A 15,392-nucleotide genomic window follows, 5' to 3' on the forward strand; every position below is an offset into this window, starting at 1 on the left:
ATTCCTTCCTTTAATTGTATTGCTTTACTCTCTCTTTTCCCTGTAAAACTCTTAACGTACCTTGCGCAAGAGCTAACATCACATTTTCACCCGGAAATACATAGGTATCAGCAATCCAGCTTACTTGTTCGATAATTTTTTGATTGAGATAATCGTATGCAGCTAGATCACCTGTTAGAGCAATTGCATTGACATTGCCAGATACAACCGTGCTCATCTTCCCTATTTCTTTTGCTACCTGGTAGGCTAAAACATTAAATACTTCCTTCACTTTCTCAGGTTGAGATCTCCATAATATTTTTAAATCAGCACTTCTTTCAATATCCAAATATGCTTTGATTCCACTTCTGTTTATTAACTGATCTTGTAATGCTACTTTTGACATTCCTGAGTCAAAACTTAATTGTATCAGATCTTTATTAGGTATCGAACCAGCACGCTCAAATGAAAATGGACCATCTCCATCAAAACCATTATTAACATCAATTACCTGTCCGTATTGATGTACGCCAACCGTTATGCCACCACCCATATGAGCGATCACTAAACAAAGATCTTCATATCTTGCATGAAGTTGATTAGCAAGCGATCTTCCAACAGATTTCTGGTTCAAAGCATGAAAAATGCTTTTCCGTTCAATCGAAGGTACTCCTGTTTTTTTAGCTATCTCCAACATCTCATCCACTACAACTGGATCGACAATATAAGCATTGATATTCCATTCCGTTGCTATGTCATAAGCTAATAATGCACCTAGGTTAGAGACATGGGTACCATTTATACTGTTATTTAGATCATCGACCATTTGCTCATTCACCTGATAAGTACCACCTTCAATCGGGCGTAGTAACCCACCTCTCCCACAAACAGCATCAATTGTTGAAATATCGATACCAATAGATTGGATTCTCTCGATAATATTTTGCTTTCTTTCATTACGTTGCGCTAATATGTCTTTAGCTAAACTTACATCGGTTAAAACGACCAGCTGTTCATATAAGCACTCATCATTCTCAAATAGTGCAACTTTCGTACTTTCCACCAAAGGATTGATAACTAAAATGCGATAAATCTTTTTTGTCATGGAGCACCTCGATCAATATTATATTTATCCATCTTATAATATAAATTACGAACAGAAACACCTAAAGACTTTGCTGTTTTCGTTTTATTAAAATCCTGCTGTTGTAAAGCTAATAAGATATAATCTTTTTCAAACTGATCGATCGCAGTCTGTAACGGCATATTAAAGCTAGCTCTCTGTACATGATGGGGTTCTTTTAAATCATTTTTTTTCAATTGCTCTTTTGTAATAACATTTGTAAAAACATCAGCTTCCAACACCAATTTCTCTAGTGTCCTTTCTAATTGAGCAATATTACCAGACCACTCACACTTTTTCCAATATTCAATAACTTCCTTGTCTACTTTTGATATATTTGTATGATACTGTCTGTTAAGTTTGGCTAAAAGCATATCTACTAGCAAATAAATATCTTCCTGCCTTTCGCTTAATGCTGGCAACGTAATTTGGTAACGTTGAATCATATCATACAAAGAATTTTTCCAATGTTCGGAAAGTAAAGCCTGTGAACTTCCAAAAATCACTCGCAATTCATCTGTATTATTTACAAATTCAAATAATTGTTCTTGCTTTTCTTTTGTGATTATTTCATCCATATAAAAATATACTGTTCCGTTTCTTCCAGATTGCAATACACGTTCCAACTCAGTGCTCAAATTGCTCGAACTTGCTAATGCAGAAAAGTTACATCTTATAAAAGGGTGTGAATACCTATCACTCAATGCATGGATGACTCTCGCCAGCATATATTTCCCAGTTCCTTTTTCCCCTCTAATTAGTATAGGAGTTCTCATCTTTGCATATAGCTTGGCGTGTTCGCGTGCAATATTGATTGCTGGCGATTTTCCAATAATATCGTCTATTCGGTAGGTCTTTTCTAACTTTCTTATGATTTTTTTTGCGAATTGCAGTTCTTGTTCGCTATCCATTAACTTATCTGCATTTAAAAACTGCACACAACCGATTAACTTCCCATTTCTTTGAATTGGCTTACTAATTATCTCAATGTGATTGGACATAATCTTATTATCCTGAAATGTTTCCCTGATTTCTCGTCTAGTTTTCATCGCTATTTCAGCCAATCTATGTACCCATTTGTCAGCATGTCGACTGATTGTTCGTAATTCATTCCACCAACAATCACTACTTAACCATTCACTATGATCTACAAGTACAACACGAAATTTTGTATAGCTATTTCGTAACTCCCGCAACACTCCTTCAACTAAATCAATATTCGTTAATTGACTGACACGTTCATGGAATCTAGTTAAAGGTTCGACCAGAAGGATAACTCCAAGCAATTCTCCTTGCTCACTTAAATAAGGGCTATACCGCGTCACAACTTGTTTGCCATTTTTTTTGATGACATCGCATTTTTCCAAAGGATCATGCATTTGCTTTACGTCAATTGTAGTAGCATTCTCAAGTAATTCATTAATAGAAATATTGCTTATATCCCCATTCAAATAAAGTATATCTTGAGCTGACTTGTTTAGATAACTTATGTTGTCATTTTTATCTACTAATAATAAGCCAACTGGTAAGTTATGAAATAAATGGTCATATCTATCCAACATGTTTGCAGTTATTTTCATCACACCTTGCATTATTTTTCATACTCTTATAATAAAACTTCTTGCAAAACTTTGCAAGGATAGATAATTTCTTTTATTGTCGTTATTTGCTATAATGAAGTGATAGTCTAACAATGTGGAGGATTTAACCTCCACTGATGGTTAGCGAAACTTATCGTCCGTTATATTATCTCCCACATAGCATATGGAAATTCTGGGATTACGGCCGTTAGCACGTGATGAACATATTACTAGCGTGTGGTAGGAGGGAGTATTTTGAGAATTATTGCGTTATTGCTATTAGCCTTACCTGCTGTATTAGCAACTTACGGTATTAAATTAATGAGAGATGCATTTTTCGGTGAGCTAACAGATATATTTATGCACATTATTATCCAGTTTATTGTGGGACTAGGTCTTTTCGCGGGAGGATTATATTTTATCGGTGGATTTATTCTTCACAGAGATCGTAAACGTCAATTAATAAAAGGCGGAAAAAATAACAGGTATTCCCAATGAGGAATACCTGTTATTATGTTTATTCAAAGAAAGTGTTATACAATGCTTTAACTGATTCATTTACCTTATCTGCCTTTATCCCAAACATCATGGAGACTTCAGAAGAACCTTGATTCATCATCTCAATATTGACATTTGCTTTTGTGAAGGCGTGTGTTGCTTTATCAGCAAGTCCTACTGTACTATCCATTCCTTCACCTACAACCATAATTAAAGCTAAATCTCGATCCACACTGACGGTATCCGGGTCAAGTTCGTCTTTTATCCGTGCAATTACACGTTCTTCTTTTTCTTTTGTAAGGCTTGACTCACGGATAATTACCGAAAGATCATCTATTCCAGAAGGAGTATGCTCAAAAGAGATATGTTCATCTTCTAAAATAGTTAACAATTTTCGCCCAAAACCTAATTCCCTGTTCATTAGATATTTACTTACATAAATGCTAATAAATCCAGTATCACTAGCAATACCTACCACAGGATTTGGTTGCGGTTCTTTTTTCGATACAATGATCGTACCCATTCCTTGAGGGTTGTTCGTATTTTTAATACAAACTGGAATATCTGCTTTAAAGGCAGGGATTAATGCCTCATCATGGAAGACAGAAAAACCAGCATAAGAAAGCTCTCGCATTTCTTTGTATGTTAAAGAAGTGATTTCTTTTGGATTCTCAACAATCGTCGGGTTTACACAATAAACAGAATCAACATCTGTAAAGTTTTCATAGAGATCTGCTTTCACACCTGCTGCAACGATTGAACCTGTAATATCTGAACCACCACGAGAAAATGTAATTAATTTACCAGCTTTTGTGTAACCAAAGAATCCTGGAATAACCACTATTTCATCGCGTTCTCTTAATTTATACAACCGATCATAACTTTCATCTAAAATTTGCGCACTACCAGGATTGTCGCTTACCAATATACCAGCTTCCCCAGGATTTAAATAGGTTGCCTTAAGTCCTAATGATTGCAAATAAAAGCTTAAAACCTTTGCTAATGAGTCTTCCCCTGTAGCTTTTAGTGCATCCATTTTTAATGCGACACTATCGTCAGAAGCGAGAATTCCTTCAACACCATCTCTTATTTCATGGATAATTTGATCCGTTATGTTGAGTTCTTTCGTAATTTCTTGAAAGCGATCTAATACATTTTGTAAATTCCCTTGATAATCTTGTTTGTTAAAGTATGCTTCCCCTAATTCAATAAGTAAGTCCGTTACTTTAATGTCATCTGAAAATCTTTTTCCTGGTGCGGATACAACGATTACTTTACGTTCTTTATCATCTTGAATTATATTTGCTACTTTCTGTAATTGCTCAGCATTAGCTACTGAACTTCCTCCAAATTTAGCTACTTTCATGTTTTAACCTCTCCAATAATTATTTTTATGCCAATAAAAATATTATCACACTTTTATCAGAATTGTTAAACAAAAGTAGTGTCTAAACGGGAAAATATTGGAGTAATTAACCGCTTATATGAATAAGATGAATGACATCTTAAAATTTTGGTTTAAATCAAATCATATAAACAGAGATTGGTATTGGATCTTATTATTTTGAAATAAACATTTGTGTCCAATAATTCCCTGACCTTACATACCCTACACCAATATGTGTATATTCACCATTTAAAATATTTGCTCGATGACCACTTGAATTCATCCAAGCTTGTACGACTTGATATGGTGTTTCCTGTCCTTGCGCAATATTCTCTGCAGCCGAACGATAGTTAATATTAAAATCACTCATCATATTGAAAGGAGACCCATACGTTGGACTTTGATGACTGAAATAATTATTTTGCTGCATATCCTGTGATTTATAACGGGCAACCCGTGACAATTGCCAGTCCGGCCTTAGTGGCGATAATCCATATTTTTCTCTCTCTTGATTGGTATATTGAATAACCTGATGCTCAATCGCCTTTATTTCATCCTTGGTTGGGATAGTTACTTTCTGGTTAGGATAAATTAAATCAGGATTTTCAATTTGTTGATTTGCTTCTATAATTTCAGATAAACCAATTTGATGCTTTTTTGAAATTTTCCATAGACTTTCGCCAGGCTGTACGATATGAGTTGCGGCAAAGATTGTTTGAACCGGAAACAAAATCATACATAACGAGAACATTACCAATAATTTTTTCATAACTACAACTCCTTGAATTTTTTTCTATATTTCCCCATACAACTGTTAATATTCGCTTAAATAATTGGAAATAACAAAGGGATCATGATAAAGTATCAATAGGTTGAAAAGGGTGGAGGGTTAGACTTGAATTGGAGATTTTGGGAAAACATTACTTATGATGATTATGTTAACATCGCCATAAGTATAGGAATCGTATTAATTGCATTTATCCTAAGAAAACTCTTTATTAAATATATCTTTTACTTATTGTTAAAGTTGGCTAAAAAAGGGAAAAGTGAATTTTTAAATTACGCATTAACAGCATTTGAAAAACCATTGCGTATGTTAATCATAATTATCGGCGTATATATTGCAATCAATTATTTTCCGTATTTAGATCAAAGAAACGAGTTATTTAGGCAGATAATAAGAGTGAGTTTTATTTTTTCGATAACTTGGGGCTTGTACAATTTATCTTCGAGTTCTTCGCTACTTTTTATGAAGATAAATGATAGTCTGAATTTTAATATTGACCAAATTTTAATACCATTTTTATCGAAAGCCGTACGCGTAATCATCATTGCCATTAGTTTTAGTATTATTGCTCAGGAATTTGGTTATGAGATAAGTGGTTTTGTTGCTGGACTCGGCCTTGGTGGTTTAGCTTTTGCATTAGCCGCACAGGAAGTGATTAAAAATTTATTTGGTGGAATTGTAATTATTACAGAAAAACCATTTTCTATTGGTGATTGGATTCAGACACCTAGTATTGAAGGAACCGTAGAAGATATTAACTTCAGAAGTACGATCATTCGGACATTTGCTGATTCTGTAATTACGATACCAAATTCCACGTTGTCAAATGAACCAATTACAAACTGGAGTGAAATGGGAAAAAGGCGAATTTTCTTTCATTTAGGTGTGGAATATGGTACGACTAAAGAGCAGCTCGAAGAAGTGATCAAACAAATTAGAACCTATTTAGAAAATAATGAAGATATTCATCCTGAAACCATTTTTGTACGTTTTTCCGAGTATAATGATAGCAGCTTAGATATCATGCTTTATTTCTTTACCCATACAATTGTATGGGAAGAATATTTAAAAATAAAAGAAGACGTGAATTTTAAAATTATGGAAATATTAGAAGAACAAAAGGTTTCAGTCGCTTTCCCTTCCCGTTCGCTTTATTTAGATCAGGAAAGCCACGAATTTATGAAGAACTTTCGTAAGAACACCGATCGAGACGCTAAGTAGAAACAAACTGCGAAATTGTAAAAATATATGGAGTGAGGCTTTCCTCCATAGGGAGTACTGAAATACCGCTCCGGCAAAATACTCCGCTTTCTGTCGGGCGGTTTTTAGCGAACTTTGCAAAGTGGATCTTTAGCTCTCGCTGTCCCACAGGAGTCTCCGTATTCTGCCTGCGCTACTTTTACTTTTCTGACTGTTGTAACAATAGAACACTTGGGTTGGAATTCTTAGGATTTCCTGTCACTTATTCAGAACACGATTCTAACCTGTGAAAAAATGCGACACTCCTGAAGCCGTGCCCCGAAAAGGGAGTATTTTTCCGTAGCGACGATCATCCACTCATCTAAATTCAGTACAGAAGAGAGCAAATCCTTGGCACGTTCTTCGTAGTTTATGTATTTTCTCGATCATAATTATATCTTTAAAATAAAAGTACCACCCGTTCCTAACATTGAAACGGGTGGTACTTTTATTTGTTATTGAATTAATAGCACTTATTTGAATTTCATGAGAAGGACTGTCACTTTGGTTTTGTGACAAGGTGTTTATTCGTTAATTTAGCTTGCTCGATGCTCTAGTCTCAATCGATCTGCAACCATCGCAATGAATTCAGAATTAGTCGGTTTCGCTTTAGAGACACTTACCGTATATCCAAATAATGAAGAAATGGACTCCATGCTACTTCAATCGCATGACGAATTGCTCTTTCCACCCGTGAAGCAGTAGTATTGAATTTGGATGCAATGTCTGGGTATAATACTTTCGTTATCGAACCTAATAACTCAATGTCATTGTACACCATCGTAATGGCTTCACGTAAGTACATATATCCTTTAATATGCGCAGGTACACCTATTTCGTGAATAATGTGTGTAATATTTGCTTCTAGGTCGAACTTTTTGTTCTGACTGCTGTTAGCAGAAGATCTTTGCTCATTATGTACCGCAGTTTGAATACCATGAACTTGTCTTATTTGCTCTGCAAGATGCTCCAAATCGAATGGTTTTAAGATAAAATAGGATGCACCTAAGCCAACAGCTTTTTTAGTTACTTCTTCCTGACCAAATGCAGTAAGCATGATAACATTAATGTGTTTAGTGTTATCATTTTGTTTTAGTTTAGAAAGAACTGCTAAGCCATCTATATGGGGCATAATAATATCTAACACGACAACATCAGGATTTAGTTCTTCTAGATTATCCAGACATTCCTTACCATTATATGCCTTACCTACTACTTCGATATCATCCTGATCTAGTAAGTATTCATCCATTAAGTCTACAAGCTCTTGATTGTCATCAACTAACATAACCTTTGTCTTTTCCACAAAAAGTTCCTCCTTCAATTCTATGCTAACAATTTTGATTCCACCTAATAATTTCGACAAAAGGAAGAAAAATCCTTCTTATCTTCTTAAAAAAATTATTTTTCTTTTAAATATCAGCAATGTCGAAAAATCTTTATTTTAGCATAGCAAAATTATTCCAATTCATCAATGCTTTTCTATTAAATAATGCATAACACTTTAAGCAAAAAGCAAACCCGTTTCCATATAAATTGAAGAAACGGGTTTTTGATAGAAAATGGTGAATCGAGAATTATTTTTCTTTAATCGGTGGTTTAGCTTGCCTTTTTCTCTTCCTGTTTGTAAATATCTATTCCTGCTTCATTCAACATCCATTCAATGTGTACGCCATACCCACTAGTTGGATCATTTACAAAAACATGTGTAACCGCACCAACCACTTTATCATTTTGAATAATTGGACTACCACTCATTCCTTGGACAATCCCACCTGTTGCATCCAATAAACGCTGATCAGTTATTTCTAATATGAGCCCTTTGGTTGCAGGAGCAGATTGTTCAACACTGTTTACAATCTCTACATCAAATGCTTCCACTTTTTCCCCATCAATTACAGTTAATATCTGGGCAGCTCCTTCTTCTACTTCATTTGGTAATGCTATCGGCATTGGTTTTGACCATTTACCTTCTTTAGGTGGCTCTTTTAATGTACCGAAAATGCCAAAAGGTGAATTTTTGGTTATATTCCCTAATTGCACATCATTGAATTTAAAATCTGCTTTCTTTTCCCCTGGAACTCCATTTTCCCCTTTTTTTATGTCAGTTATTTCAGAACGGACAATCGATCCATCATTAATTTCTACTGGTTTTCTTGTATCCATGTCAGAAATAATATGCCCTAAAGCCCCATATTTATCTGTTTCTGGATCATAAAAAGTCATGGTTCCAATTCCAGCAGCTGAATCCCGAATATATAAACCAATACGATAATCTTCTTCTTTAATATCATACTGAGGGGTTAAATCAGTTTCCATTGTCTGCTTCCCTCGTTTAATTTCAACATCTAATGTTTTATTGTTTTCTCCAGCTTCCTTTACTATCGGCGCTACTTCGTCCATGTTTGAAATAGACTTATCATTGATCGATATAATACTGTCACCGATTTGAATATTTGCTTCCTCACCTGGTGATGCTGTTCCGTCATCAGTTGTAACTAAATGGTGACCGACTACTAAAACTCCCTCGGTTTGAAGGTTGATACCTATCGATTGACCACCAGGAATAATACGAAAATCTTCATATACATCGACGTTGACTTTTTTTACTGGAAATTGACCTACAGAGTAGGTAACTTCATCACTTCCGCTTTCCTCAAGTGAATACTTCATCAAATCTGTAGCATAATGAACGGAATTATCATTCATCGCGGATACCGAGACATCATCACCTAATGTCGGTAACGAAACAGGTTCTGACTGAGAAAAGGTTTTAATTTGGTTTGGGATGGAAAGGTATATTTGAAATGGTGAATACCATGGGAGTACAAATAATATGACAAGGAGTATTAATCCTATACTTTTTCTTATATAATCATTTTTCACAACATCGCCCTCCTTGTTAGTACAGACTGTTTTTGATCTGTATCATTAATTTGACCTTAAGGAGGGCTTTTTAAACCCGTTAAACATAACAAAATCGGGTGAACTTTTCCACTTGTAGAAATGTTTTGCCGGGATACTTTTATCTTTTATGATTCATTTCAATTAATTCTTTTGCGTGTGTTCTGGATGTTTCTGTTAATTCAGCACCAGTAATCATTTTACCAATTTCATCAATTCTTTGATCAAACGATAATTCTTGAATCGTTGTATGTGTTCGATTCTGCTTTACAACTTTTTCAATTTTTAAATGCGTATCAGCTATAGAAGCTACCTGAGGTAGATGTGTGATACAAAGAACCTGTGATCCAACTGATATATTATAAATCTTTTCAGCCATTGCCTGAGCTACACGTCCACTAACACCAGTATCGACTTCATCAAAAATGACACTTGTAACTCCTTGGTGCTTCGAAAAAATATTTTTTAGTGCTAACATGATTCGTGACATTTCCCCACCTGAAGCAATTCGATCCAATTCTTTAACAGGTTCTCCAGGATTTGTAGAAATTAAAAACTTTACTTGGTCCATTCCATCTTCATTTGGAGTTACTTTTCTCCCATCAAAAGGTATTCCTTTTTCTTTAAATGGAATCAAAACATCCACTTGAAAATTCGTTTTCTCTAAATAAAGATCCTTTAACTCGGCTAAAACCGCTTTTTCCAACTGTTTAGCAGCTTTTTTTCTAATGTTGTGCAACTCTTTAGCTTCTAATAATAAATCATTTGCCGCTTCTTGTACCATTTCTGATAAGTTGGCAAGATGCCGATCACGATTTTTAATTTCATCTAATTCTTCTTCAATTTTTGCACTGTAAGTCATGATCTCTTCCACACTTTGACCATACTTTCTTTTCAATTGATCAATTTCATGCAATCTTGATTCAATTAATTCTAACCTTCCTGGTTCATAACTCATATTCTCAAGGTGTTGCCTGATTTGATAAGATAATTCTTCAATCAAGTAGTAATGGTCAACATATTGTTGATGCAATTTTTGAATGTCTTTATTAAGTTCTCCAGCTTCTTCAAGGTTATTAGCAGCATGCGACAACCAGTCCAACCCTTTTTGTTCGCCATGTAATGCATTATAGGCATCGTTTAAATTTTTATGGATCGTTTCGAAATGATGTAATTTATTACGTTCATCAGTAAGATCGATATCTTCATTTGGTTGTAGATCAGCATTTTGAATTTCATTTAATTGGAATTCTAATAAATCAATTCGTTGAGCCAACTCTTGTTCGTTTTTATTATTGGCATCATATTTATCTTTAAGTTCTTTCCAATGCTGATATAACTTTTGATAGTGATTCTTAAAGCGGGAGTGACTCGATTGATAAAAATAATCCAATAACTCAATATGCTTATCCTGATTCAATAATGCTTGTGTTTCGTGTTGGCTATGTATATCTAGGACGGTTTGTCCAATTTCTTTTAATATTGCTAAAGTTGTCAGTTTACCGTTAATGCGGCAAATACTCTTTCCTGAATGGGAAATAGTCCGGTGAAGAATTAGCATATGGTCTTCCATTATGTCAATTCCTAATTCGCTAGCCTTCTGATAAACAGGGTGATTGGTATCATCAATGATAAACAAACCTTCTAATTCTGCCTTCTTTTCACCGTGACGAACATATTCAACCGATCCCCTTCCACCAATCAATAAACCTACCGCATCGATAATGATCGATTTTCCTGCACCTGTTTCTCCAGTTAATACTGTTAAACCTTTTTGAAATGGAATATGAAGTTCATCAATAATTGCAAAATTTCTAATGGATAATTCGGTTAACATATGTTCACCACCTTATAACATATCTAAAAACTTGGCCTTAAGTGCATCTGCTTCTTCTGTAGTCTTACATATGATTAGAATGGTATCATCACCACAAATACAGCCAACAATTTCTTCCCAGCCAAGATTATCAATTAATGCTCCCATTGCCTGTGCATTCCCAGGCAATGTTTTCATGACTATGAAATGTGTAGCTGTATCAATACTGATAAATGCATCCATAATAAATCTCTTTAATTTGTTTAATGGATTAAATTTTTGATCAGCCGGTAAACTATATTTATACCTGCCATCTGTAGTAGGTACCTTCACCAAATGCAATTCTTTAATATCTCGCGAAATAGTTGCCTGAGTAATGGCATAGCCTTGACTTCTAAGTTCCTCAACTAAATCATCTTGTGTTTCAATTTCATTTTCTGTAATGATCTCACGAATTTTAATATGTCGTTGAGCTTTGTTCATGGTTCTTCCTCCTGGATACTTGTTCATATAAAATGAGACTATAATCTATGGGAGAGTTTGCGCCCTCATTGATCATTAGCGAAACTTATCAGGTTTGTTAACCTCACGTAACTTCCCTGTATTACTTAAAGGTGAAAAATGGAGACTTACAGACATTTTGCACTGTGATAAAATGGACTACTTAAAGGGTAGTCCAATCGAATCCTTAGCGAACTAATGCTTGATGGGCTTCTGTTACTACTTCTTGTGTTAAAGTCAAAATGTCTATCTCCTCTTTTGTTTCGCCTCTGGAATTCCCCAGTAATCCAAGATATTCAATGTTGCCGTCGCCTCCAGTTATGGGTGAAAAGGTTACGTCCAGAATTTGAAACCCTGTTCCTTTGGCAAAAGACAATATATCTCGTAAAACTTGTAAATGGATGGATGGATCTCTCACAATCCCTTTCTTACCAACTTGTTCTCTTCCAGCTTCAAACTGTGGCTTGATTAAGATAACCGCTTGACTGTCTATGGATAACAAACGATAAAGGGGTGGCAAAATTAATCGTAGAGATATAAAAGAAACATCTACAGTAGCAAAATTAGGTGTCTCCTTCGTTAGCACATCCGGTGTAACGTATCGGAAGTTGGTTCTTTCCATCACAACTACTCTTGGATCATTTCGTAATTTCCAATCCAACTGATTGTAGCCAACATCAATCGCATAACTCAACCTAACTCCATTTTGTAACGCGCAATCGGTAAATCCACCAGTAGACGAACCAACATCAACCATTACTTTACCGTTTAAATCTAACGAAAAATATTCAATCGCTTTTTCTAATTTTAATCCACCACGTCCAACATATGGTATCGCCTTACCTTTTATATCAATCGGTATGTCATCATTTACTTTTGTGCCAGGTTTGTCCATGCGTTGCCCTTTAGAGAAGACAAGACCAGCCATGATTGTTCTTTTTGCCTTCTCTCTAGATTCACTCAAACCACGATCAACTATTAGCTGATCTAATCTAACTTTTTTGCTCATTATTCATCATGCCCTTTTTTGCTTCTCATTACTTACGGCTAATAATTTTTTAAGTTCGACAACAATTTGTTCTTTTGTCAAATCGATTTCTTCCAGCAATTCTTTGACATTACCGTGTTCAATGTACCGATCAGGAATACCCATTCTTTTAATTTCAGGGTGATAATTATTTTCTTCTGCAAATTCAAGAACCGCAGAACCAAAACCACCTTTAAGTACTGCTTCTTCCACAGTTAAAATCGGGATGTTTTTACTCATTCTATCATGTAACATTTGCTCATCTAACGGTTTAATAAATCTTGCATTAATGACTTCAACTTGAACACCTTGCTTTTGCATATATTCGCTCGCAGCTAGAGACATAGCAATGGTAGTCCCGAATGTTAAGATAACTGCGTCTGTTCCTTGTTTTAACACTTCCCATTTACCAATAGGCAATGTTTTTAACTCTCGGTCCATTTCTACACCTAATCCATTTCCTCTCGGGAAACGAACAGCAATAGGTCCTTCATTATAAGATACAGCTGTATTCACCATATGTTGACACTCATTTTCATCCTTTGGCATCATAATCACCATGTTAGGTAAATGACGCAAGAAAGCAATATCAAAAACTCCTTGATGTGTTTCACCATCTGCTCCTACTAGTCCTGCACGGTCGATTCCAAAAGCAACGTTTAGGTTTTGGCGACATACATCATGCACTAATTGATCATAAGCCCTTTGTAAAAATGTGGAATATATCGCTAAGAACGGCTTCATGCCTTGTGTTGCTAAACCAGCTGACAAAGTAGCCGCATGTTGTTCAGCTATTCCTACATCAAATAAACGATCTGGATACTTTTCCTGAAATTTGTCCAGTTTTGAGCCAAGTATCATAGCAGGTGTGATCACAGCAAGACGTTCTTCTTTTCCAGCAATATTTTCTAATGTATCACTTACAACTTGACTCCATGCTGGTGCAGGATTAGCAGGCTTAATCTTTTCACCTGAATCGATTTTATAAGGACCTACTCCATGCCATTTATCTTTTTTGTCAGATTCGGCAGGGTAATAGCCTTTTCCTTTTTGCGTGATTACATGAACAAGCACAGGTCCTTGCGTTTTCTTAGCATATGCAATATTTTCTTCTAAATCCTTAAAATCATGACCATCAACAGGTCCAAAATAAGTAAAACCAAATTCCTCAAACAACATACCCGGAACCATAAAATATTTCATGCTATCCTTCACTCGCTCCGCTGTTTGAGCAATCATGCCACCGACCGCTGGAATTTTCTTTAACAGAACTTCTAACTCATCTTTAACCCGATTATATTTACCGGCACTTCTCATTCTTCCTAACGCATTATGTAATGCCCCAACATTGCCTGCGATCGACATTTCATTATCATTGAGTATCACTGTGATATTTTTCTTTTCGTGACCAATATGATTTAGTGCTTCCAATGCCATACCACCTGTTAAAGCACCATCGCCAATAATTGGAACAACATAATTATCAGCTTGTTTCATATCACGAGCAATTGCCATCCCCATGGCTGCAGACAGAGATGTTGAGCTATGTCCTGTTTCCCATACATCATGCTTGCTTTCTGTCATTTTAGGAAAACCGCAAAGCCCTTTATACTGTCTAAGCGTATCAAATTGCTCGGTACGTCCAGTCAGTATTTTATGAATATAGGATTGATGCCCAACGTCAAAGATTAATTTATCTTCAGGACTATTAAATTGCTTGTGTAATGCGAGCGTTAGTTCTACTACTCCTAAATTGGCTCCTAAGTGACCGCCCGTTACAGATAATTTTTCAATCAGAAACTGACGGATCTCACCAGCTAAAAGCTCTAGTTCTTCCGTGTTCAATTGTTTAAGAAATGTTGGATTTTTGATCTTGGTTAGATCCATGAAGGAATCCTCCCTACTATTATTCAAGATTCGCCTTATTTATTCGACAATACTTTTATTTTAAATTTTTCTTCTAAAAATGCAATTATTTTACCAACTAAAAAAATAATATTGGTTGATGAATTAATGGCAAAGAACTTACCTAGCGCCTTTCCTCCAACGGTTAGAGCTGCTACAAGGCTTGTAAGAATGACGTTTATAGATAAATGAAAGGAGGTACCTTCCGTATAACCAAACCCATTCGAAATTTGCAATACTACAATTGCAGATGCTGTACCGCTTATTATACCAGAAATATCTCCAACCACATCATTACAAAAGCTGGCAAACCTATCAGCATTCCTTACTATGAGTATCGCGTGTTTGGAACCGCTTACCCTCTCTGCTGCCATTGCATGAAACGGAACTTCGTCTGCTGCAGTTGCTGCTATTCCTAGCATATCAAAAAACACACCGATCAACACAATAATAAGTACGATCACTAAACCAACGATCGACATAACACCACTTAATAGCGATGATGACACTATTGAAAAAATAGCCGCTAACACAAACGTGATAACGGCAATGCTTAAACTGAATTTTATCGACTTTTGTAATTGTTTTTTATCCATATAAAAACCTCATTAACTGGCTACATTATGTAGTAGGAATGGAATGGCCA

General features: G+C 35.5%; 12 protein-coding genes and 1 pseudogene. 2 read left to right on the plus strand and 11 right to left on the minus strand.

The window, feature by feature from the left end; translation table 11 throughout:
• Positions 1 to 10 precede the first annotated feature (10 nt).
• The gene (buk, locus tag J5J03_RS07665; RefSeq protein ID WP_208588255.1) at positions 11 to 1,084 is read right to left on the minus strand and encodes a butyrate kinase; all 1,074 of its coding nucleotides are present in this window, start codon (positions 1,082 to 1,084) and stop codon (positions 11 to 13) included.
• Positions 1,081 to 2,694 (minus strand): AAA-type ATPase lid domain-containing protein, encoded by a 1,614-nt coding sequence (locus J5J03_RS07670; RefSeq protein WP_208588272.1) that lies wholly within the window; start codon positions 2,692 to 2,694, stop codon positions 1,081 to 1,083. Before J5J03_RS07670 ends, buk begins: the two co-directional genes overlap by 4 nt.
• A gap of 243 nt (positions 2,695 to 2,937) precedes the next feature.
• Here J5J03_RS07670 and J5J03_RS07675 point away from each other — a divergent pair, with 243 nt between their 5' ends.
• Entirely contained in the window at positions 2,938 to 3,180 is a 243-nt protein-coding gene (locus tag J5J03_RS07675; RefSeq protein WP_208588274.1) for a DUF2627 family protein, read from the plus strand.
• Between the two features lie 19 nt (positions 3,181 to 3,199).
• Here the strand turns inward: J5J03_RS07675 and J5J03_RS07680 are convergent, their stop codons facing one another.
• Together J5J03_RS07680 and safA are read right to left on the minus strand one after the other, a co-directional pair.
• Entirely contained in the window at positions 3,200 to 4,546 is a 1,347-nt protein-coding gene (locus J5J03_RS07680) for an aspartate kinase (RefSeq protein WP_208588276.1), read from the minus strand.
• 193 nt (positions 4,547 to 4,739) lie between these two features.
• Positions 4,740 to 5,336 (minus strand): SafA/ExsA family spore coat assembly protein, encoded by a 597-nt coding sequence (gene safA, locus J5J03_RS07685; RefSeq protein WP_208588287.1) that lies wholly within the window; start codon positions 5,334 to 5,336, stop codon positions 4,740 to 4,742.
• Positions 5,337 to 5,462: 126 nt separating this feature from the next.
• Between safA and J5J03_RS07690 the strand changes: the two genes are divergently transcribed.
• Entirely contained in the window at positions 5,463 to 6,575 is a 1,113-nt protein-coding gene (locus J5J03_RS07690) for a mechanosensitive ion channel family protein (RefSeq protein WP_208588289.1), read from the plus strand.
• A 554-nt stretch (positions 6,576 to 7,129) separates the two neighbouring features.
• Here the strand turns inward: J5J03_RS07690 and spo0A are convergent.
• The 7 genes and pseudogenes from spo0A to J5J03_RS07725 all read right to left on the minus strand — a co-directional run bounded on the left by spo0A (position 7,130) and on the right by J5J03_RS07725 (position 15,342).
• Positions 7,130 to 7,899: pseudogene (gene spo0A, locus J5J03_RS07695) on the minus strand (sporulation transcription factor Spo0A).
• Between the two features lie 293 nt (positions 7,900 to 8,192).
• Positions 8,193 to 9,479 carry a SpoIVB peptidase gene (gene spoIVB, locus J5J03_RS07700; protein WP_208588291.1) on the minus strand — a complete coding sequence of 429 codons (1,287 nt, stop codon included), beginning with the start codon at positions 9,477 to 9,479 and terminating at the stop codon, positions 8,193 to 8,195.
• A gap of 139 nt (positions 9,480 to 9,618) precedes the next feature.
• Complete coding sequence (recN, locus tag J5J03_RS07705) at positions 9,619 to 11,334, minus strand: DNA repair protein RecN (RefSeq protein ID WP_208588293.1); 1,716 nt, start codon at positions 11,332 to 11,334, stop codon at positions 9,619 to 9,621.
• A gap of 12 nt (positions 11,335 to 11,346) precedes the next feature.
• On the minus strand, positions 11,347 to 11,796 hold the full coding sequence (gene ahrC / locus J5J03_RS07710) for a transcriptional regulator AhrC/ArgR (protein WP_208588294.1): 450 nt from the start codon (positions 11,794 to 11,796) through the stop codon (positions 11,347 to 11,349).
• Positions 11,797 to 12,001: 205 nt separating this feature from the next.
• Entirely contained in the window at positions 12,002 to 12,823 is an 822-nt protein-coding gene (locus tag J5J03_RS07715) for a TlyA family RNA methyltransferase (RefSeq protein WP_208588296.1), read from the minus strand.
• A 6-nt stretch (positions 12,824 to 12,829) separates the two neighbouring features.
• Entirely contained in the window at positions 12,830 to 14,728 is a 1,899-nt protein-coding gene (dxs, locus tag J5J03_RS07720) for a 1-deoxy-D-xylulose-5-phosphate synthase (RefSeq protein ID WP_208588298.1), read from the minus strand.
• 35 nt (positions 14,729 to 14,763) lie between these two features.
• Entirely contained in the window at positions 14,764 to 15,342 is a 579-nt protein-coding gene (locus J5J03_RS07725) for a hypothetical protein (RefSeq protein ID WP_208588300.1), read from the minus strand.
• Between the last annotated feature and the right edge of the window lie 50 nt (positions 15,343 to 15,392).

The organism is Gracilibacillus suaedae (assembly GCF_017599345.1).
Lineage (GTDB): Bacteria > Bacillota > Bacilli > Bacillales > Amphibacillaceae > Gracilibacillus > Gracilibacillus suaedae.